Origin of the sequence: Acidovorax sp. LjRoot66, from assembly GCF_964253305.1 — a bacterium.
GTDB lineage: Bacteria > Pseudomonadota > Gammaproteobacteria > Burkholderiales > Burkholderiaceae_C > Acidovorax.
This window is the reverse complement of sequence record NZ_CAXUQU020000001.1, coordinates 2196447-2216836: the sequence shown is the minus strand read 5'-3', so window position 1 is coordinate 2216836 and position 20390 is coordinate 2196447. Positions and strand designations below refer to the sequence as shown.

18 protein-coding genes are annotated in these 20390 nt (G+C 67.1%); 5 read left to right on the top strand and 13 right to left on the bottom strand.

The window, feature by feature from the left end; genetic code table 11:
* Positions 1–24: 24 nt before the first annotated feature.
* The 3 genes from ACSQ3Y_RS10230 to ACSQ3Y_RS10220 all read right to left on the bottom strand — a co-directional run bounded on the left by ACSQ3Y_RS10230 (position 25) and on the right by ACSQ3Y_RS10220 (position 3391).
* On the bottom strand, positions 25–393 hold the full coding sequence (locus ACSQ3Y_RS10230; RefSeq protein ID WP_436177193.1) for a cupin domain-containing protein: 369 nt from the start codon (positions 391–393) through the stop codon (positions 25–27).
* Positions 394–1307: 914 nt separating this feature from the next.
* Complete coding sequence (locus tag ACSQ3Y_RS10225) at positions 1308–2462, bottom strand: PA0069 family radical SAM protein (RefSeq protein WP_436177192.1); 1155 nt, start codon at positions 2460–2462, stop codon at positions 1308–1310.
* A 53-nt stretch (positions 2463–2515) separates the two neighbouring features.
* Complete coding sequence (locus tag ACSQ3Y_RS10220) at positions 2516–3391, bottom strand: LysR substrate-binding domain-containing protein (protein WP_436177191.1); 876 nt, start codon at positions 3389–3391, stop codon at positions 2516–2518.
* 105 nt (positions 3392–3496) lie between these two features.
* On the opposite strand from ACSQ3Y_RS10220, the gene ACSQ3Y_RS10215 reads away from it, so the two are divergent.
* Complete coding sequence (locus ACSQ3Y_RS10215) at positions 3497–4201, top strand: HAD-IA family hydrolase (protein ID WP_436177190.1); 705 nt, start codon at positions 3497–3499, stop codon at positions 4199–4201.
* 7 nt (positions 4202–4208) lie between these two features.
* Here the strand turns inward: ACSQ3Y_RS10215 and ACSQ3Y_RS10210 are convergent, their stop codons facing one another.
* Both ACSQ3Y_RS10210 and ACSQ3Y_RS10205 read right to left on the bottom strand, forming a co-directional pair.
* Positions 4209–5096, bottom strand: coding sequence for a methylglyoxal synthase (locus ACSQ3Y_RS10210; RefSeq protein WP_436177189.1), 888 nt, complete (start codon positions 5094–5096; stop codon positions 4209–4211).
* A 44-nt stretch (positions 5097–5140) separates the two neighbouring features.
* Positions 5141–6040, bottom strand: coding sequence for a LysR family transcriptional regulator (locus ACSQ3Y_RS10205; protein WP_436177188.1), 900 nt, complete (start codon positions 6038–6040; stop codon positions 5141–5143).
* Positions 6041–6129: 89 nt separating this feature from the next.
* Here ACSQ3Y_RS10205 and mdlC point away from each other — a divergent pair, with 89 nt between their 5' ends.
* The 4 genes from mdlC (at position 6130) to ACSQ3Y_RS10185 (ending at position 9890) form a co-directional block, all read left to right on the top strand.
* Positions 6130–7767, top strand: a complete 1638-nt coding sequence (gene mdlC, locus ACSQ3Y_RS10200; protein WP_436177187.1) for a benzoylformate decarboxylase — start codon at positions 6130–6132, stop codon at positions 7765–7767.
* 80 nt (positions 7768–7847) lie between these two features.
* Complete coding sequence (locus tag ACSQ3Y_RS10195; protein ID WP_436177186.1) at positions 7848–8858, top strand: Bug family tripartite tricarboxylate transporter substrate binding protein; 1011 nt, start codon at positions 7848–7850, stop codon at positions 8856–8858.
* Positions 8859–8989: 131 nt separating this feature from the next.
* Positions 8990–9403: a nucleoside diphosphate kinase regulator gene (gene rnk / locus ACSQ3Y_RS10190; protein ID WP_057199729.1), complete on the top strand. Its 414-nt coding sequence runs from the start codon at positions 8990–8992 to the stop codon at positions 9401–9403.
* Between the two features lie 79 nt (positions 9404–9482).
* A complete protein-coding gene (locus tag ACSQ3Y_RS10185; RefSeq protein ID WP_057199728.1) occupies positions 9483–9890 on the top strand; it encodes a hypothetical protein in 408 nt (135 codons plus the stop codon).
* A 166-nt stretch (positions 9891–10056) separates the two neighbouring features.
* On the opposite strand, the gene ACSQ3Y_RS10180 is transcribed toward ACSQ3Y_RS10185, so the two are convergent.
* The 8 genes from ACSQ3Y_RS10180 to ACSQ3Y_RS10145 form a co-directional block, all read right to left on the bottom strand.
* Positions 10057–11175 (bottom strand): acyltransferase family protein, encoded by a 1119-nt coding sequence (locus tag ACSQ3Y_RS10180; RefSeq protein ID WP_436177185.1) that lies wholly within the window; start codon positions 11173–11175, stop codon positions 10057–10059.
* Positions 11176–11357: 182 nt separating this feature from the next.
* Positions 11358–12488, bottom strand: coding sequence for an ABC transporter substrate-binding protein (locus tag ACSQ3Y_RS10175; protein WP_436177184.1), 1131 nt, complete (start codon positions 12486–12488; stop codon positions 11358–11360).
* 172 nt (positions 12489–12660) lie between these two features.
* On the bottom strand, positions 12661–13614 hold the full coding sequence (locus tag ACSQ3Y_RS10170; protein WP_436177183.1) for an NAD(P)H-dependent flavin oxidoreductase: 954 nt from the start codon (positions 13612–13614) through the stop codon (positions 12661–12663).
* Positions 13615–13717: 103 nt separating this feature from the next.
* Positions 13718–15508, bottom strand: a complete 1791-nt coding sequence (locus tag ACSQ3Y_RS10165) for an acyl-CoA dehydrogenase (protein ID WP_436177182.1) — start codon at positions 15506–15508, stop codon at positions 13718–13720.
* Positions 15509–15601: 93 nt separating this feature from the next.
* Positions 15602–16534 (bottom strand): electron transfer flavoprotein subunit alpha/FixB family protein, encoded by a 933-nt coding sequence (locus ACSQ3Y_RS10160; RefSeq protein WP_436177181.1) that lies wholly within the window; start codon positions 16532–16534, stop codon positions 15602–15604.
* A gap of 20 nt (positions 16535–16554) precedes the next feature.
* Positions 16555–17304, bottom strand: a complete 750-nt coding sequence (locus ACSQ3Y_RS10155; RefSeq protein WP_436177180.1) for an electron transfer flavoprotein subunit beta/FixA family protein — start codon at positions 17302–17304, stop codon at positions 16555–16557.
* A gap of 138 nt (positions 17305–17442) precedes the next feature.
* Complete coding sequence (locus tag ACSQ3Y_RS10150) at positions 17443–18768, bottom strand: mechanosensitive ion channel family protein (protein WP_436177179.1); 1326 nt, start codon at positions 18766–18768, stop codon at positions 17443–17445.
* An 832-nt stretch (positions 18769–19600) separates the two neighbouring features.
* Positions 19601–20383: an enoyl-CoA hydratase gene (locus tag ACSQ3Y_RS10145; RefSeq protein ID WP_436177178.1), complete on the bottom strand. Its 783-nt coding sequence runs from the start codon at positions 20381–20383 to the stop codon at positions 19601–19603.
* Positions 20384–20390: the final 7 nt, after the last annotated feature.

Sequence of the window (20390 nt, the reverse complement as noted above, 5' to 3'; positions counted from 1 at the left end):
GCGCGCCCGTTTGCAGGTGCCTCGTCAGGCAGCAACTTGTGGCACTGCCATCAGCACATAGACCTTGCGCAGCGTTTCGTGCACCTGCCACTCGCCCGTGGTGTGGGCAGGGAAGAACACGGTGTCGCCCGCGCGGAAATCCTGCGGCGAGCCATCGGTGGGGGTGAAGGTGCAGGAGCCGGCCAGGATGTGCATGACTTCGGCATTGGGCAGGTGGCGTGCGAAGCGGCCGGGGGTGGATTCCCAGATGCCGGTGGCATTGCCGCCGGCGCCCACGAGGTCTACGTCTATGCCGCTGAACTGGGCGGGGGGTTGGGTCAGGGGGCGGGCGGCGGGGCCCTGGCTCTCCAGACCTTGGAGGGTGGCGGTCTGGGGGAGGATGGTGATGTTCATGGAGGGTGCAGGGTTCTGAAAAGGGAAGCTGCAAGCAAGAGCTGGACCGGGGTTGCTGTGGTCCAAGATATGGGTAAACCACGTGCCGATCGATTCAACGGCTTTGCTTTGGTAGTGACTGCATGCCTTTGCAGAGGGCGGGAGCCGGGGTGTGCGCCCGGCGGCGCACCTACCTTCTTTTGCTTCGTCAAAAGAAGGTAGGCCAAGAAAAGACGACCCCGCTGCCCGTGTCCCCCTCGCCGGTGGCGAGGGGGCAGCCTGCGATGCTCGGTCCTGGGGTGCACCGCGGAACTCGCTGCGTTCCCCCTGCGGGCGAACTCCGCTCGGACAACCGCGGTGAGTCAGTTCACGATGCGCGTGTCCTTCGGCACGCGCTCACCCCAGGCCCTGCGCTTCTCGGCACGGTCAGAAGGGGGTGGGCGCGGGCTCCACTCGGGCCATTGCTTCGCTCGGCCTGTGGTCCTTCGCTGCGCTCGGCTCGCCGGAGCGATCGCGCCCCAACCGTCGGCAGCGCGCAGCGCGAACCGACACCCGGCGCGGCTGCGCAGCAGCAGCCGTTCGGACCCCGCTCCCCACCCCTGCTGGCTGCGCCGAGAAGCGCAGGGGCTGGGGTGGGTGCGTGTGCCGAAGGACACACGCACTTCGTGCTCTAGCTTGCCGATGCTGTCTGAGCGGAGTTCGAAGAACGCAGCGAGTTCATCGGCACCACCCCAGGCCCGAGCATCGCAGGCTGCCCCCATTCGCCCGACAGGGCGAATGGGGGACGCAGACTGGGGGCCGCCTTCTCTTTGGTGACTTTCTCTTGGCGGCCAAGAGAAAGTTACTGCGCCGCCGGGCGCACACCCCGGCCTCCGCCCTTCATCAAGGCATGCAGCAACCACCAACAAAAACCCTTCACCAACAAAACAAAATGCTCAAAACAGACACCCCTGATTCTTCGCAAACCCGGCCCGGTACTGCGTCAAATCCAACTCCGTCCGCGCCCGGTTAAGCCCCAACTTGCGGCAAGTGGCCGCAAAGCGCTGTCGCAACATATCGGCCCACAAGCCCGTGCCCTTCATGCGCGTGGCGAAGTCACTGGCGTACACCTTGCCCGCAGCGCGCTGGGCCGGGTCCAGCGCATGCAGGTCCTGCACCCGCGCCATCACCCGCGCCGCGCGCTGCGGGTAGTGCAGCTCCAGCCACTCGCGGAACAGGGGGTCCAGCTCCCACGGCAGGCGCAGCACGGTGTAGAAGGCGCTGGTGGCCCCGGCCTCGTGTGCGGCCTGCAGCACCTGCTCCATGTCTTCGGTGATGAAGGGGATCTGCGGCGCCACGCTCACGCCCACGGGGATGCCCGCCTCGGCCAGTGTGCGGATGGTGCGCAGGCGGCGGTGGGGCGCGGCGGCGCGCGGCTCCATGCGGCGCGCCAGGGCGGCGTCGAGCGTGGTGATGGTGACGTACACGGCCGTCAGGCGCTGCGCGGCCAGCGGGGCGAGCAGGTCGAGGTCGCGCTCCACCCCGGCGGACTTGGTGATCAGCGAGAACGGGTGGCGCATGTCGCGCATCACCTCGATCAGGCCGCGCGTGAGTTTCAGCTCGCGCTCCACGGGCTGGTAGCAGTCGGTGGCCGAGCCGATGTTGATGAGGCGCGGCACATGGCTGGCCCGGCCCAGCTCATCGCGCAGCAACTCGGCGATGTTCTGCTTGGCGATGATCTGGGTTTCGAAGTCGAGCCCCGGCGACATATTGAGGTAGCTGTGCGTGGGCCGTGCGTAGCAGTAGACGCAGCCATGCTCGCAGCCCCGGTAGGGGTTGACCGAGAGCTCGAAGAAGATGTCGGGCGAGTCGTTGGCGCAGATGGCGCTCTTCGCCGTCTCCAGATGCACCTGGGTGGTGAGTGGCGCGGGTTGTTCGTCGCCCTCTTCCACATACGCCTCCCAGCCATCGTCCACCACCTCGCGCGTGTCGCGCACGAAGCGGTGCGCCAGCGCCGTGGCCGCGCCCCGGCCGCGGATGGCCGCCAGGGGAATGCGAATCTCTTCGGGTGGCGGGGGGACGTCGGAGGTGTCGACGGAATAGCGCGTCATAACTGTATAAATATACAGTTATTTGGCATGCATGGGGGAAGTTTCGTGCTGCGTCAGGTCGCCTGGCGCGCCGCCCTGCGCCGCGGCCCCAGTTGCGCCACCAGGTAGTCCGCCAGGTGCTGCAGGGGACGGCCCAGGGGCTGCCCGCCGGCCACCAGGGCCAGTTCGCTGGGTGGCAGGGCCTCGAAGCCTGCCGCGCGGCCCAGGACGCGGTGCTCCTTGAGCAGGGCGGTGCGGGGCAGCACGCTGATGCCCAGGCCTGCGGCCACGGCGGCCTGGATACCCGTGAGGCTCTGGCTGCCGAAAGCCTGGCGCCATGGGCGGCCGGCCTTGTCCAGCGTTCTCACGGCGCGCAGCCGGTAGATGCAGCCTGCGGGGAACAGCACCAGGGGCACGGGGCCTGCATCCAGCGCCCACCCGGCACCTGCGGCCCACACCAGGGATTCGGGCCAGGCGGCAATGCAGTCGCCACTGCCGGGCTCGCGCTTCATCAGCGCCAGATCGATCTCCCCGGCGCCCAGCCTGCGCTGCAGGTCGGTGCTCATGCCGCTCACAGTGTCCAGGCGCAGCGCGGGGTGTTCGGCGCTGAAGCCCGCCAGGATGGCGGCCATGCGGCGCGCGTCGAAATCCTCCGGCACGCCCAGGCGCAATGCGGGCTGGCTACCGGTGGTGGCCAGCGCGTCTTCCGCCTCCTGGGCCATGGCCAGCAGGCGCCGTGCGTACTGGGCCAGCAACTCGCCCTGCTGCGTGGGCAGGGCCTGCTTGCCGCTGCGGTCGCGCTGCAGCAGAGGGTGGCCAACCCGCTCTTCGAGCTTGAGGATCTGCTGGCTGACGGTGGACTGCGTGCGGTGCACGCGCTCGGCGCCGCGGGTGAAGCTGCCCTCTTCAACGACGCACACCAGGGTTTTCAGGAGTTCCAGGTCCAACATGGTTCATATCCGAGATTCAACTGGGTTCTATTTGAACATTTAATTTCTCAATATCACCAGCCTTGCGCATGCTACGCACCTCCTTGAAACGATGCGGACTGAACCATGCCTTTGAAAAACACCCCCCGCCCTTTGTGGCTGACCTTCGACTGCTACGGTACCCTCATCCAGTGGGATGAAGGCCTGCAAGAGGCCGTGCGCGAGCTGCTGGCGCGCAAGGGCGCAGCGGGCACCCCGCCGGAAGAACTCATCGCGGTCTACGACCGGCACGAGCACGCGCTGGAGCAGACGCCGCCGCAACGCAGTTTTCGCGAGGTGTCGGGTGAAGGGCTGCAGCGCACCCTGGCGGAGCTGGGGCTGCCCGAATCGCCTGGCGATGCCGGGCTGCTCGCCGGGCGCATCGGGGCCATGCCGCCGTTTCCCGAGGTGGTGGGCGTGCTGCGCACGCTCAAGGCGGCCGGGCACCGCCTGGCCATCGTGTCCAACACCGACGACGACATCATTGCCGGCAACGTGGCGCAACTCGGCGGGCTGATCGACCGGGTGATCACCGCCCAGCAGGCCAGCGCCTACAAGCCCGACCGCCGGCTGTTCGATCATGCCCATGCGCAACTGGGCGTGCAGCCGGCCGAGGTGGTGCACATCTGCGCGAGCCCGCACCTGGACCACGCGGCAGCGCGCGAGATCGGCTTTCGCTGCATCTGGGTGGACCGGGGCTCCGGGCGGCGCCTGCTGCCCGACTACCAGCCCGATGCCACCGTGGGCGATCTGCGCGGGGTGGTGGACCTTTTTGCGACGCTGGGCTGGTAGCGTTTATCTACGCCCAGGCCCTTGCCCAGGCGTCGGCCATGGCGGGCGTGTGGTAGCAGGCAGCCTCGAAGCTCTTGGTGCATACGGCACGCTCGAGCAGCTGGATGTCTGCCTCGTGCTGGCGCGCCACATGCACATCTTCGAAGAAGAGCACCTTGTCGCAGCGCTGGTCCAGCACCAGCTCGGCGATCTGCGCATCGCCGCCCAGCGGGCCGCTGCGCAGGGGCTGCACCCACGGCAGGTCGCGCGGCCAGCCGCGGGACCAGGCCATCTCGTTGAGCCTGCCGCCCGTGGTGCCGGTGGCAAAGCGCTCCTGCGTCTGCGAGAGCAGATCGAAATGGCGAAAGGCGAAGTCCACCATGGCGGACTTCAAGGCGTCGTGGGCGATCAGTGCAACGGATTGCTTGTCGATGGAGGGCACCATCACCGGCGGGCGCTCGCGCAGCGAGACACCGGCCTGCAGCGCGGCCTCCACCGCCACCCATTCGACGGCAGCGGCCACGGTGAGCAGCAAGGGCTTGCCATGCGAGATGCACTGGCGCTTGAGGGCCTGCGCCTCGGGGTACAGGGACGAAGGATCGAGCGGGTCCAGCAGGTAGATGGCGCCGGCCAGTTCCTGCTCGGCGTGCACGCCGCCCGCAATGCGCGAGACCACGCGCATGACCCCGCCCTCGCGCCCGTAGGGCAAGCGGATGAGGTGTGGAAAGTGATCTGCCAGGGCATGCTGTTCGATGGCGTCGGCGCAGCCGCCGACGGCGGCGATGCCGAGCTGGAGTTCGGCCAGGGCCGGCCGCGACGTTGCGGCCCATTGGGCCAGGCCGCCGTCGGCGGTCGAGCGGTGCAGGCGGTGTGCGGCCAGGCCGAAGGTTCGTGGGGGAAGTGTTGTCGTCACCATGTACTCCGAATTCGCATGCCAGTCTAACGCCCGCCTTGTGGGCACTACTCCTTGAACAGCCCCTCGATCACCGCGCGCAGCCACTGGTTGCCCGGGTCGGCCTCGAAGCGCTTGCTCCAGTGCAGCGCCACGGTGAAGTCGCGCAGCGGCAGCGCGGGCTCGATGACGGTGTAGCCGCCCGCTGCCGCAAAGCCGCGGGCGATGTTGCGCGGCATGACCACGGCGAGATCCGTGCCGCGCACGATGGAGGGCAGCACCATGAAGTGTTCGGTGGTCAGGCGCAGGCGGTCTTCGAGCTGCAGCAGGGCTAGGATGCGCAGCGTGTCCGAATGCGAGCGCACGGCGACGAATTCGAGCTGGCGCAGGTCGTCGAGCAGGGCCGCGCCGCTGCGCCGGCGTTTGGCGAAAGGGTGGCCTTCGCGCAGCAGCACGATGTAGCGGTCACCCAGCAACTGCACGCGCTGCGTGTCCTTCACGGCGGGCAAAAAGCCGAAGGCGAAGTCGATGCGGCCGCTGTCGAGCAGGGGCGCGATTTGCTCGCCCGGCACGGGCAGGGTTTCGAGCCGCACGCCGGGGGCCTGCTGGCGCAGGGCAAGCATGAGGTCGGGCAAAAAGCGGCCCTCGCCGATGTCGCTCATGTGGATGCGGAACACCTTGCGCGACTGCATGGGGTCGAACAGCGCGGATTCGTTGAGCGCTTCTTCGAGCGTGCCCAGGGCGCTGCGCACGGCGTCGGCCAGGCGGTCGGCCTTGGGGGTGGGCTGCACGCCGCCGCCGGCGCGCACGAAGAGCGGGTCCTTGATCAGCAGGCGCAGCCGGGTGAGCGCCTGGCTGGCTGCGGGCTGCGTCAGGTCCATGAGCTCGGCCGCGCGGCTCACGCTGCGCGTGCGGTAGACCGCATCGAACAGGCGCAGCAGGTTGAGGTCGATGTCCTTGATATGCATTGGGCTAATACTGCTTAGTCACTTCATTGTATTGATGGATGTGCGGCGGGGGCCGAAGATCAGACCTTTCCACCCGCATTGCCCCGCCCATGCTCCAGGCCCTTGACTCCCGCCCTGTCGGCACCGCCACTGCCACCACCACCGACCTGCGCCCTACCGTGCGCGAGGTGGTGCTCGACCTGCTACGCGGTTTCAGCATCAACACCATCTTCGGCAACCCGGGCTCGACCGAGCTGCCGCTGTTCCTCGACTTCCCCAAGGACTTTCGCTACATCCTGGGCCTGCAGGAGGCGGTGGTGGTGGGCATGGCCGACGGCTATGCCCAGGCCACGCACAACGCGGCCTTCGTGAACCTGCACTCGGCGGCGGGCGTGGGCCATGCCATGGGCAATATCTTCACGGCGCACAAGAACCGCACGCCGATGGTGATCACGGCCGGGCAGCAGGCGCGCTCCATATTGCCGTTCGACCCGTTCCTGTTCTCGGGCCAGGCCACGGAGCTGCCCAAGCCCTATGTGAAGTGGAGCATCGAGCCCGCGCGCGCGGAGGACGTGCCGCTGGCCATTGCCCGCGCCTACTACATCGCCATGCAGCAGCCGCGCGGTCCGGTGCTGGTCTCCATCCCTGCGGACGACTGGGACAAGCCCTGCGAGCCGCTGGCGGCGCGCACCGTGAGCATCGAGACCCGGCCCGAGCCGCGCGTGCTGGGCGCCATCGGCGACGCGCTCGATGCGGCGCAGCGCCCGGTCTTCGTGGTCGGTGCGGCGGTGGACCGCGATGGCGCATGGGACGATGTGGTGGCCCTGGCCGAGCGGCACAACGCGGCGGTGTGGATCGCCCCCATGTCGGGGCGCTGCGGCTTTCCGCAGGACCACCGGCTGTTCATGGGCGTGCTGCCCGCCATGCGCGAGAAGATCGTGGCGCTGCTGGGCGGGCACGACCTGGTGTTTGCGCTGGGCGCAGCGGCCTTCACCTACCATGTGGAGGGCCACGGCCCGCATGTGCCGCCCGGCGCGCAACTGGTGCAGCTGATCGAAGACCCCGGCACGGCGGCCTGGACGCCTGAGGGCACCTCGGCCGTGGGCGGCGTGCGCCTGGGCGTGCAAGACCTGCTGGCACGCCCTGCTCCGCCCACACTGTCCTCGCGCACCGCGCCACCGCTGCGTGCAGCGCGCCCGCGTGCCGAACCCTCGGCGCTGATGAGCGTGCAGTACGTGATGCAGACCCTGGCCGAGGTGCGCGACGCGCATTCCATCGTGGTGGAAGAGGCGCCGAGCTCGCGCGCCGCCATGCATGCCTACCTGCCCATCCTGCACAGCGAGACTTTCTACACCATGTGCAGCGGTGGGCTGGGCTATGCCATGCCGGCTGCCGTGGGCGTGGCACTGGCAAAGCCGGGCAGCAAGGTCATCGGCCTGCTGGGCGATGGCTCGGCGATGTACTCCATCCAGGCGCTGTGGAGCGCCGCGCAGCTGCGCCTGCCCATCACCTTCATCATCCTGAAGAACCGGCGCTATGCGGCGCTGCAGGAGTTTGCGCCGACCTTCGGCTTTGGGCCGGACGACAAGCTCGAGGGCACGGAGCTGCCGGACCTCGACTTTCTGGCGCTGGCACGCGGCCAGGGCTGCGATGCGGTGCAGGTGAGCGACGCAGCGCAGTTGCACCAGGTGCTGCGCGATGCGCTGGCGCACCCCCGGGCCATGCTGGTGGAGGTGGATGTGGCCTGAACAAGCCCCCTCTCGTTATCGCAGCAAGCCAACCCAACAGACCCGGATGACCGGGCGACCCAGTTTTCGGAGACATGACCATGAAGCACCAGAACGCATCCCAGCATCCCATTCTTCGCCGCCGCCTGGCGGGCGCCCTCGCCCTGGCGGCGCTTGCAGGCGCCGCCCTGCTGCCAGCGGGCGCACGGGCCCAGGCCTATCCCGCCAAGCCCATCAAGGTGGTGGTGAACTTCCCGGCGGGCGGCGCGGCCGACCAGATCGCGCGGGCGGTCACCGTGCCGCTGCAGGCGGCCCTGGGCCAGCCGGTGGTGGTGGAAAACCGGGGCGGCGCGGGCGGCAACATCGGTGGCGAGGCGGTGGCCAAGTCGCCGGCCGACGGCTACACGCTGCTCATGAGCTCGGGCGGCATGGTCTCGGTGAACCCCCACATCTACCCCAAGATGCCGTTCGACCCGGTGAAGGACCTGGTGCCTGTGGCCGCCGCAGCGCGCGTGCTGGTGTTCCTGGAGGTGCGGCCCACGCTGCCAGTGAACACCATCCAGGAGTTCCTGGCCTACCTCAAGGCCAACCCGGGCAAGGTGAGCTTCGGCACGCCGGGCAACGGCAGTTCGCCCCATCTGGCGGCCGAGATGCTCAAGAGCCAGGCCAACGTGTTCGCCGTGCATGTGCCGTACCGGGGCGCGGCGCCTGCCATGCAGGACCTGCTGGGCGGGCAGGTGGATTTCATGTTCGACCCGGGCATCGGCCTGCAGCATGTGAAGGCCAACAAGCTGCGCCTCCTGGCCGTGGGCAGCGCCAAGCGCTCGCCGCTGTTCCCCGATGTGCCCACGCTGGACGAGGTGGGGTTGAAGGGCTTTGACGCCGATACCCTGTTCGGCTTCTATGCGCCGGCCGGCACGCCCGCCGAGGTGGTGACGAAACTCAACCGCGAGATCAACAAGATCCTGGCCACGGCCCCCGTGCAGGAGCGCATTGCCGCGCTGGGCGGCGAGCCCGCGCCCATGGCGCCCAAGGAGTTCCACGACCGAGCCATGAGCGACAGCAAGCGCTTTGGTGCATTGATCAAGGCGCGCAATATCACCGGAGACTGATCTTCGGCGGTGGTGGGGCGGCCACGCACCGCCCCTGCCAAAGCCCGCACGGTGCAGTGCGAGATTGTCGGCAAACCGGGCCTGCCGGCCTATAGTCCCGCCCTTTGCAACCACACCCTGCGAGGTACCCCATGGCGCGCAAGCCCCAGATCATCCTGTCGTCCCTGGACGTCGACCGCATCGAAGCCCTGCTGGCCGCCATTCCGGCCAGCGTCTTCCCCGGCAAGGCCGATCTGCAGGCCGAGATCGACCGCGCCGACGTGGTGGCGCCCGAAGACATCCCGCCGCATGTGGTGACGATGAACTCCACGGTGCAGTTCGCCATCGAGGAGACGGGCAAGGAGTTCTGCCTGACGCTGGTCTACCCGCGCGACATGGACGGCAGTGCGGACCGCCTGTCGATCTTCGCGCCCGTGGGCAGCGCCCTGCTGGGCCTGGCGGTGGGCGATGCACTGGTGTGGCCGGGCCCCGGCGGCAAGCCGATGACGGTGCGCGTGAAGGCCATCCTGTACCAACCTGAAGCGGCGGGCGAGCTGCACCGCTGAGCGGCGGCGCCACAGGCGACGGCCGCAAATTGCAACAGTGCTTTGCGACCAAGGGGGCGAGCGGCGACAATCGGGGCCCATGACAGCGCCCCCGCACCCGCCCGACGAACCGAACGCCCCGGCAACGGCGCTGGCGGCTGCGCCCCCTGAGTTCGACCCAGACTCCACCACCGCCTTCCAGCAGCGCATGGAGCGGGCCCCCGAATGGTTCTGCTCCTTCCTGGCCGGCAACATCCGCGAGAAGAGCCGCTTGAAGCGCGAGATGGCCACCATGAAGGGATCGGTGGCCTGGCTGATGAAGCAGCGCCGCCAGGGCAACTGGACCGCCGAGGAGCGTGATCAACTGCGCGACGTGATGCGCTCGGCCTCGTCGGTCAGCCCCTACCTGTTCATCTGGGTGATCCCCGGCTCGATGCTGCTGCTGCCCTTCATGGCCTGGTTCCTGGACAAGCAGCGCAAGCGGCGTGAGGGACTGCCACCGGTTTGAGCCATGTATGCGGGCCTTCTCTGGCCCCTCCGGCTTCTTAAGACCGGCGAAGTGCGCACAACAGCGGCCCGGTCCGGGGCCGCCGCGCAAGGGCCGCCCCGCCGCACTGGCTGCGCGCCCCTTACCAAATAGCGCAGCGAGGAAAAAGAAGGGGCCGAGGGGGAATTCATGCCCAGTGGCTGCTGATCGCCACCAGCATGCCGGCCCCCACCAGCCCTGCCTGCCAGCGCAGTGCCATCGACCAGGTGGGCACATGGCGCTCCACCCGCTGGTAGAGTTCGCGCCCGGCCATCAGCGAGAGGGTGAAGGCCAGCACCATGCCCAGTGCGTTGACCACGGGAGACTCGGGGAACAGGTGGCCCACGACCGCGTTGACCAGCAGGCACACGGCAAAGTGCACGAGGAAGACCGAGTACGACATCTGGCCCAGCCGGACCAGCGGCGCCACACCCTGCCACTGTCGCAGTGGCGCCGAGCGCAAGGCCGCCACCAGCAGCAGTGAAACCACCAGCGCCAGGGCGATGCGCCCGCGGTGTTCCATGGCCAGGGCGGTGCCGCCCAGCAGCACCATGAGCGCCAGCCAGCCCGTGGCGCGCGGGGACTTCACGGCCCAGTAGGCCATCATGCCCAACCCGTACGCGCCGAAGAAGTACCAGCCCCACATGTCGAGCGAACTGTCGAGATTGAACACCCACAGCGACGCGGCCGTGAGCGCCACCAGCAGGCTTTTGCCGATCAGGGGCCCGTTGCGGCGTGCCCAGCCACCGGGCAGCGCCCGAACGGCAGCCCATACGAGCACGCTGAGCGCGAACAGCTGGAAGTCGATGGCCACGTACCAGACGCCGGCCGAAAGGGCGTTCTCACCCACGATGTCCTGCAGCAGCAGCGCATTGGCCAGCAATTGCGCGAGCGTGGGCTCGTCGGGCACGGAATGGTGGTCCATCCACGGGCGCACCAGCGCCGACACCAGCACGGCCAGCATCAGCGCCACCGCATAGGGCACTACCAGACGCACGAAGCGCTTGGTGACCACCGCCCCGGCACTGTCGAAGCGGGCCACGCCCTGGGGGGCCAGGCTGGCTGCCGCCAGGTAGCCGCCCAGCACCAGGAACACCTGCACCGCCATGCGCCCGTAGTCGTACAGCCAGGCCATCAGCCACGGCGCCAATGGCGCAGCAATGTCGGACATCGGGCCGTAGAAGGCCAGGTGGTGGCAGACGATGGCGGCGCACGCCAGCCCCTTGACCATGTCGATCAGGGGGGTGCGGGAGGTGGCGGAAGGCATGGGTGAATGAACAGAAAACGGCGGATGACACTCCCGCCATTGCGGGCAAAACCCGCCTATTGTCGCCTGTTACAGAAATTTGCGCTGTCACGCATGCCTGCGGTATGTCCGTTGCCGCGAATTCCATGTCATTCTGAATTTTCAGCATTCGCTGAAAATTCAGAAGCATCAAGCCGCTTGCATCAGTACCTCAAGCTGCCCTCGGCATCCACGATGGCCAGCTCCACATAGGTCGAGCCGTTGTGGTTCTTGGGCGAGTACTTCACGTTGAAGCGCCCGAACGAGATCTCACCGGCCTCCTCCATGGCCCGGGTGAAGGATTCGGTGCTCAGGTTGCGCCCGGCGCGGCGCAGGCCCTCGACCAGCAGGCGCGCGTGCACGAAGCCCTCGAACTGCGAAGCCGAGGGCTGCGCGCCCGGTGATTTGGCACGCAGCAGGGCCAGGTACTCGGCCACCACCGGCACAGTGGTGCTGCGCAGCGAGGGCATGATCTGCGCGAGGATGATGCCGCGCGCCTTCTCCTTGAGCTCGCGCTGGATCACGTCCATGCTGGCCACTGAAAAGCCGTAGTACGTGGGCCGCGCCGCAGTGGACTGCACGCCCTTGATGTAGTTGGTGAAGGTGGTGCCCGCCGTGGCCACGATCACGGCCTGCGGCTGGGCCTTTTCGGTGGCCTGGCCGGCAGCGGCAAAATCGGGCTGCTTCGGATCGACCTTGATCTCGGCCACGAAGGGGAGCTTTTCCTGCGCGGAGGCCTTCTTGAGTTCGGCCAGCAGCGTCTTGCCCAGGCCGTCGTCCTGGTAGAACACGGCCACCCGGTCCATGCCCTGCTGGCGCAGCTGCGAGACGATCTTCTGCGCCTCGCTGGCGTAGCCTGCGCGCACATGGAACACATGGGGGTTGAAGTTCTCGCGGAACACCGAGGCGCCGGTGACCGGGCCGAACAGCAGGGTGCGGTGTTCCTGGATCAGCGGCAGGATGGCGGCCGTCTGCGCGGTGCCGGTGCTGTTGTAGACCATGAAGACCTTGTCGGTCTCGAGCAGCTTGCGCGTGTTCTCCACGGCCTTTTGGGCATCGAAGGCATCGTCGAGCGTGGTGTAGCGGATCATGCGGCCGTGCACGCCGCCCTGGGCATTGACGGCATCGAACAAGAGCCGCGAGCCCTCGCCGTACTGCGCGGTCTGGGGGCCGAGCGGACCGGAAAGCACAGCCGAGGCACCGAGCCGGATCTCGTCCGACGTCACTCCCTCATTGCGGGCATGGCCCGGGCCGGCGGCGCACAGCGCTGCCAGCAGCAGAAAACTCCGAAACATGATGTCTCCCCACCGTGCCAACAATGACAGACCAAGCCGCGTGCAGCGCGACCTTTTGGTTATTGATCATCATTATCTGCACACCCCCGCGCCTGGTGCTAGGGGTTAGCCCTGCCAGTAGAGCACCGCGTACAGGTGCTCCTGCCCACACGGTGGCGGGGGACGCAGGTGCTCAGAGCGCCAGGCGCGCGCGGGCGGCCTGGTATTCGCTGCGCAGGCGCGCCACGAGCTCGGCGGTGCTGGTCACGGCGTCGATGGCGCCGATGCCCTGGCCACAGCCCCAGATGTCCTTCCAGGCTTTCTTGGCATCGCCGCCGAAGTTCATCTTGCTCGGGTCGGACTCGGGCAGGTTGTCCGGGTCCATGCCGGCGGCACGGATCGACGGCGCCAGGTAGTTGCCGTGCACGCCGGTGAAGAGGTTGCTGTAGACGATGTCGTCGGAGTTGCCGGCGACGATGGCCTGCTTGTACTCGTCGCTGGCGCGCGCCTCGTGCGTGGCGATGAAGGCCGAGCCGATATAGCCGAAGTCGGCCCCCATGGCCTGTGCGGCCAGCACCGCATCACCGCTGGCGATGGCGCCGCTGAGCGCGATGGGGCCGTCGAACCACTGGCGGATCTCCTGGATCAGTGCGAAGGGGCTCTTCACGCCCGCATGGCCCCCGGCACCGGCCGCCACGGCGATCAGGCCGTCGGCGCCCTTCTCGATGGCCTTGTGCGCGAACTTGTTGTTGATGATGTCGTGCAGCACGATGCCGCCCCAGGCATGCACGGCCTGGTTCACGTCCTCGCGCGCGCCCAGGCTGGTGATGATGATCGGCACCTTGTACTTGGCGCAGACCTGCATGTCGTGCTCCAGCCGGTCATTGCTCTTGTGCACGATCTGGTTGATGGCGAAGGGCGCGGCCGGCCTGTCGGGGTTGGCCTTGTTGTAGGCCGCCAGCGTCTCGGTGATCTCGGCCAGCCATTCGTCGAGCAGTTCGGCGGGGCGCGCGTTGAGCGACGGCATGGAACCCACCACGCCGGCCTTGCACTGCTCGATCACGAGCTTGGGGTTGCTGATGATGAACAGCGGCGAGCCGATGACGGGCAGGGACAGGTTCTGCAATGCGGGGGGCAGCTTGGACATGGCGGGTTCGTTCCAGGTTGAAGGATGGATGAATGGATCAGATTCTTGAGGGGCGCAGGCCCTCGCGCACAGCGCGCCGGCCCTGCTTGTCTCCCCCGTGCGCTCAGAAGGAATCGAGCGCCAGCTCCGTCACGCTGTCGGCGCCTTCGACGATGCTGTCGCGCAGGCCCGGCGCCTTGACCAGGATGTGCTCGGCATAGAACTGCGCCGTGGTGATTTTTGCCTGCATGAAGGCGGCATCCTGTCCCTTGTGCAACAGCGCCTGCGCCACCAGCAGGCTGCGCGCCAGTTGCCAGCCGGCCACCAGGTTGCCCGCCAGCATGAGGTAGGGCACGCTGCCGGCGAACACGGCGTTGGGCGAGGTCTTGGTGCCGCCGGCAACGAAGTCCACCACGTCAAGGAAGGCCTGGCGTGCGGCCGTGAGGCGGCGCGCCACGGCCTTGGCGGCAGGGCTGCCGTTGGCCAGCAGCTCGGCTTCGGTCTTCTCGATCTGGGCGGCAATGCCCTTGGCGGTCTGGCCACCGTCGCGAGCGGTCTTGCGGCCCACGAGGTCGTTGGCCTGGATGGCGGTGGTGCCTTCGTAGATGGTGAGGATCTTGGCGTCGCGGTAGTACTGGGCCGCGCCGGTTTCCTCGATGAAGCCCATGCCGCCGTGCACCTGCACCCCAAGGCTGGTGACTTCCAGGCTCATCTCGGTGCTGTAGCCCTTGACCAGGGGCACCATGAATTCGTAGAACGCGGCATTCTGCTTGCGCGCCTCGGCATCGGGGTGGTGGTGCGCAGCGTCGTAGGCGGCTGCGGCCACGGTGGCCATGGCGCGGCAGCCCTCGGTGTAGGCGCGCATGGTCATGAGCATGCGGCGCACGTCGGGGTGGTGGATGATGGGTGCGCTGGCGGCAATGGAGCCATCCACAGGGCGGCTCTGCACGCGGTCTTTCGCATAGCCCACGGCCTTCTGGTAGGCGCGCTCGGCAATGGCGATGCCCTGCACGCCCACGGCGTAGCGCGCGGCGTTCATCATGATGAACATGTATTCGAGGCCCCGGTTCTCCTGGCCCACGAGGTAGCCCACAGCGCCGCCATGGTCGCCGAACTGCAGCACGGCCGTGGGGCTGGCCTTGATGCCGAGCTTGTGCTCGATGCTCACGCAGTGCGCGTCGTTGCGCGCGCCCAGGCTGCCGTCGGCATTGACCATGAACTTGGGCACCACGAACAGGCTGATGCCCTTGACGCCCTCGGGCGCACCCTGCACGCGGGCCAGCACCAGGTGCACGATGTTGGCGGCCATGTCGTGCTCGCCGTAGGTGATGAAGATCTTGGTGCCGAAGACCTTGTAGCTGCCGTCGGGCTGGGACTCGGCACGCGTGCGCACCAGGGCCAGGTCGGAGCCGGCCTGGGGCTCGGTCAGGTTCATGGTGCCAGTCCACTCGCCGGTCACCAGCTTCTCGAGGTAGGTGGCCTTGAGTTCATCGCTGCCGGCCGTGAGCAGCGCCTCGATGGCGCCGTCGGTCAGCAGCGGGCACAGCGCAAAGCTCATGTTGGCGCTGTTGCACATCTCGATGCAGGCGGCACCGATGGTCTTGGGCAGGCCCTGGCCGCCGAAGTCGGCCGGGTGCTGCAGGCCCTGCCAGCCGCCTTCGCCGTACTGGCGGAAGGCGTCCTTGAAGCCGGGGGTGGTGGTGACCACACCGTCTTTCCAGCTCGACGGGTTCTTGTCACCCTCGAAGTTCAGCGGAGCCAACACGCCCTCGTTGAACTTGGCGCATTCTTCGAGCACGGCCTGGGCGGTGTCGAGGCCCGCGTCTTCGAAGCCGGGAATCTGTGCGATCTGTTCAATGTTGGCCAGGTGCTCGATGTCGAACAGCATGTCCTTGACGGGGGCGGTGTAACTCATGGATGTCTCCGGGAAAAATTCTCAAAAAAAAGGCACCGCGAACGATGCCTTTCAGTGCCTGGGCCACAGGGAACGCAGCCTCAGAACACGTGTTTACAAGGCCTTGACCAGTTCCGGCACCGCCGTGAACAAGTCCGCCTCCAGCCCATAGTCCGCCACACTGAAGATCGGCGCCTCCGCATCCTTGTTGATTGCCACGATCACCTTGGAGTCCTTCATCCCCGCCAGATGCTGGATGGCCCCCGAGATCCCCGCCGCGATGTACAGCTGCGGCGCCACGATCTTGCCGGTCTGGCCCACTTGCCAGTCATTCGGGGCATAACCGGCATCCACTGCCGCACGGCTGGCACCCAGGGCAGCGCCCAGCTTGTCGGCCAGCGGGGTCATCACTTCGTCGAACTTTTCCTTGCTGCCCAGGGCCCGGCCACCGGAGACGATGATCTTGGCGGCGGTGAGTTCGGGGCGGTCGCTCTTGGCTATCTCGCTGCCCACAAAGACGCTCTTGCCGGTGTCGGTAGTCGCTGCTGCGGTTTCCGTCGCTGCACTGCCACCGGTGGCGGCTGCCGGGTCGAACCCCGTGGTGCGCACGGTGATGACCTTGGTGGCGTCGCTGCTCTGCACGGTGGCAATCGCGTTGCCCGCGTAGATGGGGCGCTCGAAGGTGTCGGGGGAGATCACCTTGGTGATGTCGCTGATCTGGGCGACATCCAGCTTGGCGGCCACGCGGGGGGCCACGTTCTTGCCGCTGGCGGTGGCGGGGAACAGGATGTGGCTGTAGTTGGCAGCAATGGCCAGGACTTGCGCAGCCACGTTCTCGGCCAGGCCATGTTCCAGGCCGGGGGCATCGGCATGGATGACCTTGGCCACACCGGCGATTTGTGCGGCGGATTGGGCTGCAGCACCGGCATTGTGGCCGGCGATCAGCACGTGCACGTCGCCGCCGCAGGCAATGGCGGCGGTCACGGTGTTCAGGGTGGCGCCCTTGATGGCGGCGTTGTCGTGTTCGGCAATAACGAGTACGGTCATTTGCTTGTTCTCCTTATTGTTCAGATGACTTTGGCTTCGTTCTTGAGCTTGTCGACAAGGGCGGCCACGTCGGCCACCTTGACGCCGGCGCCGCGCTTGGCGGGTTCGGTGACCTTGAGGGTCTTCAGGCGCGGAGTCACATCCACTCCCAGGTCTTCGGGCTTGACGATATCGAGCTGCTTCTTCTTGGCCTTCATGATGTTGGGCAAGGTGACGTAGCGGGGCTCGTTCAGGCGCAGGTCGGTGGTGATGACTGCGGGCAGGGTGAGGGACAGGGTTTCCAGGCCGCCGTCGACTTCGCGGGTCACGCTGACCTTGTCGGCAGTCAGCTCCACCTTGCTGGCGAAGGTGGCCTGGGGCAGGTCGGCCAGGGCCGCCAGCATCTGGCCGGTCTGGTTGGCATCGTCGTCGATGGCCTGCTTGCCCAGGATCACGAGGCCTGGCTGCTCTTTGTCGACCAGGGCTTTGAGGATCTTGGCCACGGCCAGGGGTTGCAGTTCGACGTCGGTTTCCACCAGGATGGCGCGGTCGGCGCCGATGGCCATGGCGGTGCGCAGGGTTTCCTGGCATTGGGCCACGCCGCAGGAGACGGCGATGACTTCGGTCACCAGGCCTTTTTCTTTCAGGCGCACGGCCTCTTCGACGGCGATTTCGTCAAAGGGGTTCATGCTCATCTTCACGTTGGCGATGTCCACACCCGTTTGGTCCGACTTGACTCGGACTTTGACGTTGTAGTCGACCACGCGTTTGACAGGGACCAAGACCTTCATTGCTGCGGCTCCTAGAGTTGGTTGAATTGACGTTTACGTAAACTGGAACATTCTATGCCGCAGTGCATCCCAAAGGGTGCAGGCCGGCGCCCCATCGGCTGCAGGGGCATAAAAAAGAACGATCGTGCTTTTTAGTGATTATAGGGCACTCGGCGAGCCGCCCGATGTCTCGCCGGAGGCACTTGCTGTCGGCGCGGCGCCTGAAGGCAGGCCGGCAGGCATGGCACCGCTGTCCTTGAACTGCACTACGCGCTGCGGGTAAGGGATGTCGATGTTCGCGGCCCGCAGGCCATCGAGGATGGCGATGTTGATGGCCGAGCGCAGGTTGAGCGAGCCGGCCGAGGGATCGCTGATCCAGAAGTTGAGGCTGAATTCGAGCCCGTCGGGCGCGAAGTTGATGAGAAACGCCACGGGCACGGGCTCCTTGAGCACCCGGGGTTGCGCAGCGGCTGCTGCGCACAGGATGGCCTGGACCTGGCCCACGTCGCTGTCGTAGCCGACGACGATGTTGGTGGTGACGTTGAACTTGCGGTCGGCGTCGGACAGGTTCTCCACGCGCTGGGTGATCAGCGTCTCGTTGGGCACGATGGACTCGCGCCCGTTGCCCGCACGGATCAGGGTGTAGCGCGTCTTGATGTCGGTGATGCGGCCCTCGAAGCCATCGACGCGCACGTTGTCGCCGATGCGCAGCGAGCGCTCCAGCAGGATCACGAAGCCGCTCACGTAGTTGGAGGCGAGCTTCTGCAGGCCAAAGCCCAGGCCCACGCCGACCGCCCCGCCCAGCACCGACAACGCCGTGAGGTCCACCCCGACCGCCGACAGCGCGAACAGCATGCCCACGAGCAGCAGCACGGCGCGCACGGCGTTGCCGGCGACCTTGCGCATGGACAGATCGGTGACGGCCGTGGCGAGCACCCTCCGCTCGAAGGTGGCCGAGATCCACAGCGCCGCCACCAGCACCAGGCTGGCCGACAGCGCGCCCTCGATCAGCGTGGCGACACTGACGGTGGACTTGCCGAAGTTGAGCGTGATGCTGTCGAGCTCGCTGCGCACCACGGGCAGCAGCCCCACGATCCACAGCACGGCCGCGCCCCAGATGACCCAGGAGAACAACCCTTCGAGCAGCCGCACCAGTGCCGAGGTAGGGAACGCCACGCGCAGCACGCGGGCGATGAAGCGGATCAGCGCGAGCGAGACCAGCATGGGGACTGCGATGCGCAGCACGAAGACCGGGTGGTAGTGCTCGACCGCGAGGCGGCCTGCAAACGTCAGGACCAGGGCGATCAGGGGGAAGAGCAGGCCGTCGATGGTGTTGCGGCCGATCCAGACGGAGTCGGGGGGTTGGTTGCGGCCTATCAGTCTGGCGGTGAACAGGGCGATGGCGATGGCGGCGGCCAGGACGCCGAGTTCCAGCCAGACGCTGGAGTGATTGAAGTCGGTGAGGAGTTTGTCGAGGATTTCCATGCGATGAAGGTCCGTGTCACGCGTTGTTGATGGTGACTGTTTGCTTGATCGAAAGTCGGAGGCCGGGTCTCGGCCCGGCGGCCGAGGTACTTGTTCTTTGCTTCGCCAAAGAAAAGTACCCAAAAGAAAGGCGACCCCGCTGCCCGTGTCCCCACTCGCCCGGTGGGCGATTGGGGCAGCCTGCGATGCTCGGTCCTGGGGTGCACCGCGGAACTCGCTGCGTTCCCCCTGCGGGTGAACTCCGCTCAAACAACCGCGGTGAGTCAGACAACGATGCGCGTGTCCTTCGGCACGCGCTCACCCCAGGCCCTGCGCTTCTCGGCACGGTCAGAAGGGGGTGGGAACGGGCTCCACACGGGCCATTGCTTCGCTCGGCCCGTTTCGCCTTCGCTGCGCTCGGCCTGGGCAGAGCGATCACGCCCAACCCGTCGGCAGCGCGCACCGCGCGCGTCACCGACCCCAGGCGCAGCTGCGCAAGCAGCAGCCGTGTGGTACCCGCTCCCCACCCCTGCTGGCTGCGCCGAGAAGCGCAGGGGCTGGGGTGGGCGTGTGTGCCGAAGGACACACACGCTTCGTGATCTGACTTGCCGCAGCTGTTTGAGCGGAGTTCGAAGAACGCAGCGAGTTCTGCGGCGCCACCCCAGATCCGAGCATCGCAGGTTGCCCCCGTTCGCCCGACAGGGCGAACGGGGGACGCAGACTGGGGGTCGCCTTTTCTTGGCCCACCTTCTTTTGGCGACGCAAAAGAAGGTGGGTGCGCCGCCGGGCGCACATCCCGGCCTCCGCCCTCAGCAAAAGAGAAGAAGCAACCACCACCCATATCACTAAAAAATCATCTCCAAGACGGAGCCCGCTTCTCAACAAACGCCCGAGCCCCTTCTTGAGCCGCCCCATCCATCATGTTCACCGCCATCGCCTGCCCCGCCAGTTGATAAGCCGCATCCATCCCCAGCTCCCGCTGCTGATACACCAGCGCCTTGCCCATGGCCACAGCAACCCGCGGCTTCTGCAAGATGGACGCCACCAGCTTCTCCACCTCCGCATCCAACCCAGCAGCAGGCACCACCCGATTCACCAGCCCCTGCTCCAGAGCCGTAGAAGCATCAATGAAATCCCCCGTCAGCAGCATCTCCATCGCCCGCTTGGCAGGCACATTGCGCACCAGCGGCACACTGGGCGTAGCGCAGAACAGGCCGTAATTGATCCCGCTGGTCGCAAAGGCCGCACTGTCGGCAGCCACCGCCAGGTCGCACTGCGCCACCAGCTGGCACCCCGCTGCAGTGGCCATGCCCTGCACCCGCGCGATCACCGGCACAGGCAGCTTGTGGATGGCCAGCATCATGCGGCTGCACTGCGCAAACAGCTGCTGGTACCAGGCCAGGTCCGGGTGGGCCGCCATGTCCTTGAGGTTGTGGCCGGCGCAGAAGGCCTTGCCCTCGGCCGCCAGCACCACGACGCGCGCAGTGTCGTCGCGCGCCACGGCATCGAGCGCCTGCTGCAGGTCAGTCAGCATTTCCGAGCCCAGGGCATTGAAGCGCGCAGGGTCGTTCAGGGTCAGGGTCACCACGCCGCGAGCGTCCCGTTCCACGCGCAGAGGCTGTTGAGATTCCGTCATGTTCATT

What these genes read in the sequence shown, in the direction of transcription:
- ACSQ3Y_RS10230 (WP_436177193.1), bottom strand. Translation starts at nt 393, where the DNA reads ATGAACATCACCATCCTCCCCCAGACCGCCACCCTCCAAGGTCTGGAG.
- ACSQ3Y_RS10225 (WP_436177192.1), bottom strand. Translation starts at nt 2,462, where the DNA reads ATGACGCGCTATTCCGTCGACACCTCCGACGTCCCCCCGCCACCCGAA.
- ACSQ3Y_RS10220 (WP_436177191.1), bottom strand. Translation starts at nt 3,391, where the DNA reads ATGTTGGACCTGGAACTCCTGAAAACCCTGGTGTGCGTCGTTGAAGAG.
- ACSQ3Y_RS10215 (WP_436177190.1), top strand. Translation starts at nt 3,497, where the DNA reads ATGCCTTTGAAAAACACCCCCCGCCCTTTGTGGCTGACCTTCGACTGC.
- ACSQ3Y_RS10210 (WP_436177189.1), bottom strand. Translation starts at nt 5,096, where the DNA reads ATGGTGACGACAACACTTCCCCCACGAACCTTCGGCCTGGCCGCACAC.
- ACSQ3Y_RS10205 (WP_436177188.1), bottom strand. Translation starts at nt 6,040, where the DNA reads ATGCATATCAAGGACATCGACCTCAACCTGCTGCGCCTGTTCGATGCG.
- mdlC (WP_436177187.1), top strand. Translation starts at nt 6,130, where the DNA reads ATGCTCCAGGCCCTTGACTCCCGCCCTGTCGGCACCGCCACTGCCACC.
- ACSQ3Y_RS10195 (WP_436177186.1), top strand. Translation starts at nt 7,848, where the DNA reads ATGAAGCACCAGAACGCATCCCAGCATCCCATTCTTCGCCGCCGCCTG.
- rnk (WP_057199729.1), top strand. Translation starts at nt 8,990, where the DNA reads ATGGCGCGCAAGCCCCAGATCATCCTGTCGTCCCTGGACGTCGACCGC.
- ACSQ3Y_RS10185 (WP_057199728.1), top strand. Translation starts at nt 9,483, where the DNA reads ATGACAGCGCCCCCGCACCCGCCCGACGAACCGAACGCCCCGGCAACG.
- ACSQ3Y_RS10180 (WP_436177185.1), bottom strand. Translation starts at nt 11,175, where the DNA reads ATGCCTTCCGCCACCTCCCGCACCCCCCTGATCGACATGGTCAAGGGG.
- ACSQ3Y_RS10175 (WP_436177184.1), bottom strand. Translation starts at nt 12,488, where the DNA reads ATGTTTCGGAGTTTTCTGCTGCTGGCAGCGCTGTGCGCCGCCGGCCCG.
- ACSQ3Y_RS10170 (WP_436177183.1), bottom strand. Translation starts at nt 13,614, where the DNA reads ATGTCCAAGCTGCCCCCCGCATTGCAGAACCTGTCCCTGCCCGTCATC.
- ACSQ3Y_RS10165 (WP_436177182.1), bottom strand. Translation starts at nt 15,508, where the DNA reads ATGAGTTACACCGCCCCCGTCAAGGACATGCTGTTCGACATCGAGCAC.
- ACSQ3Y_RS10160 (WP_436177181.1), bottom strand. Translation starts at nt 16,534, where the DNA reads ATGACCGTACTCGTTATTGCCGAACACGACAACGCCGCCATCAAGGGC.
- ACSQ3Y_RS10155 (WP_436177180.1), bottom strand. Translation starts at nt 17,304, where the DNA reads ATGAAGGTCTTGGTCCCTGTCAAACGCGTGGTCGACTACAACGTCAAA.
- ACSQ3Y_RS10150 (WP_436177179.1), bottom strand. Translation starts at nt 18,768, where the DNA reads ATGGAAATCCTCGACAAACTCCTCACCGACTTCAATCACTCCAGCGTC.
- ACSQ3Y_RS10145 (WP_436177178.1), bottom strand. Translation starts at nt 20,383, where the DNA reads ATGACGGAATCTCAACAGCCTCTGCGCGTGGAACGGGACGCTCGCGGC.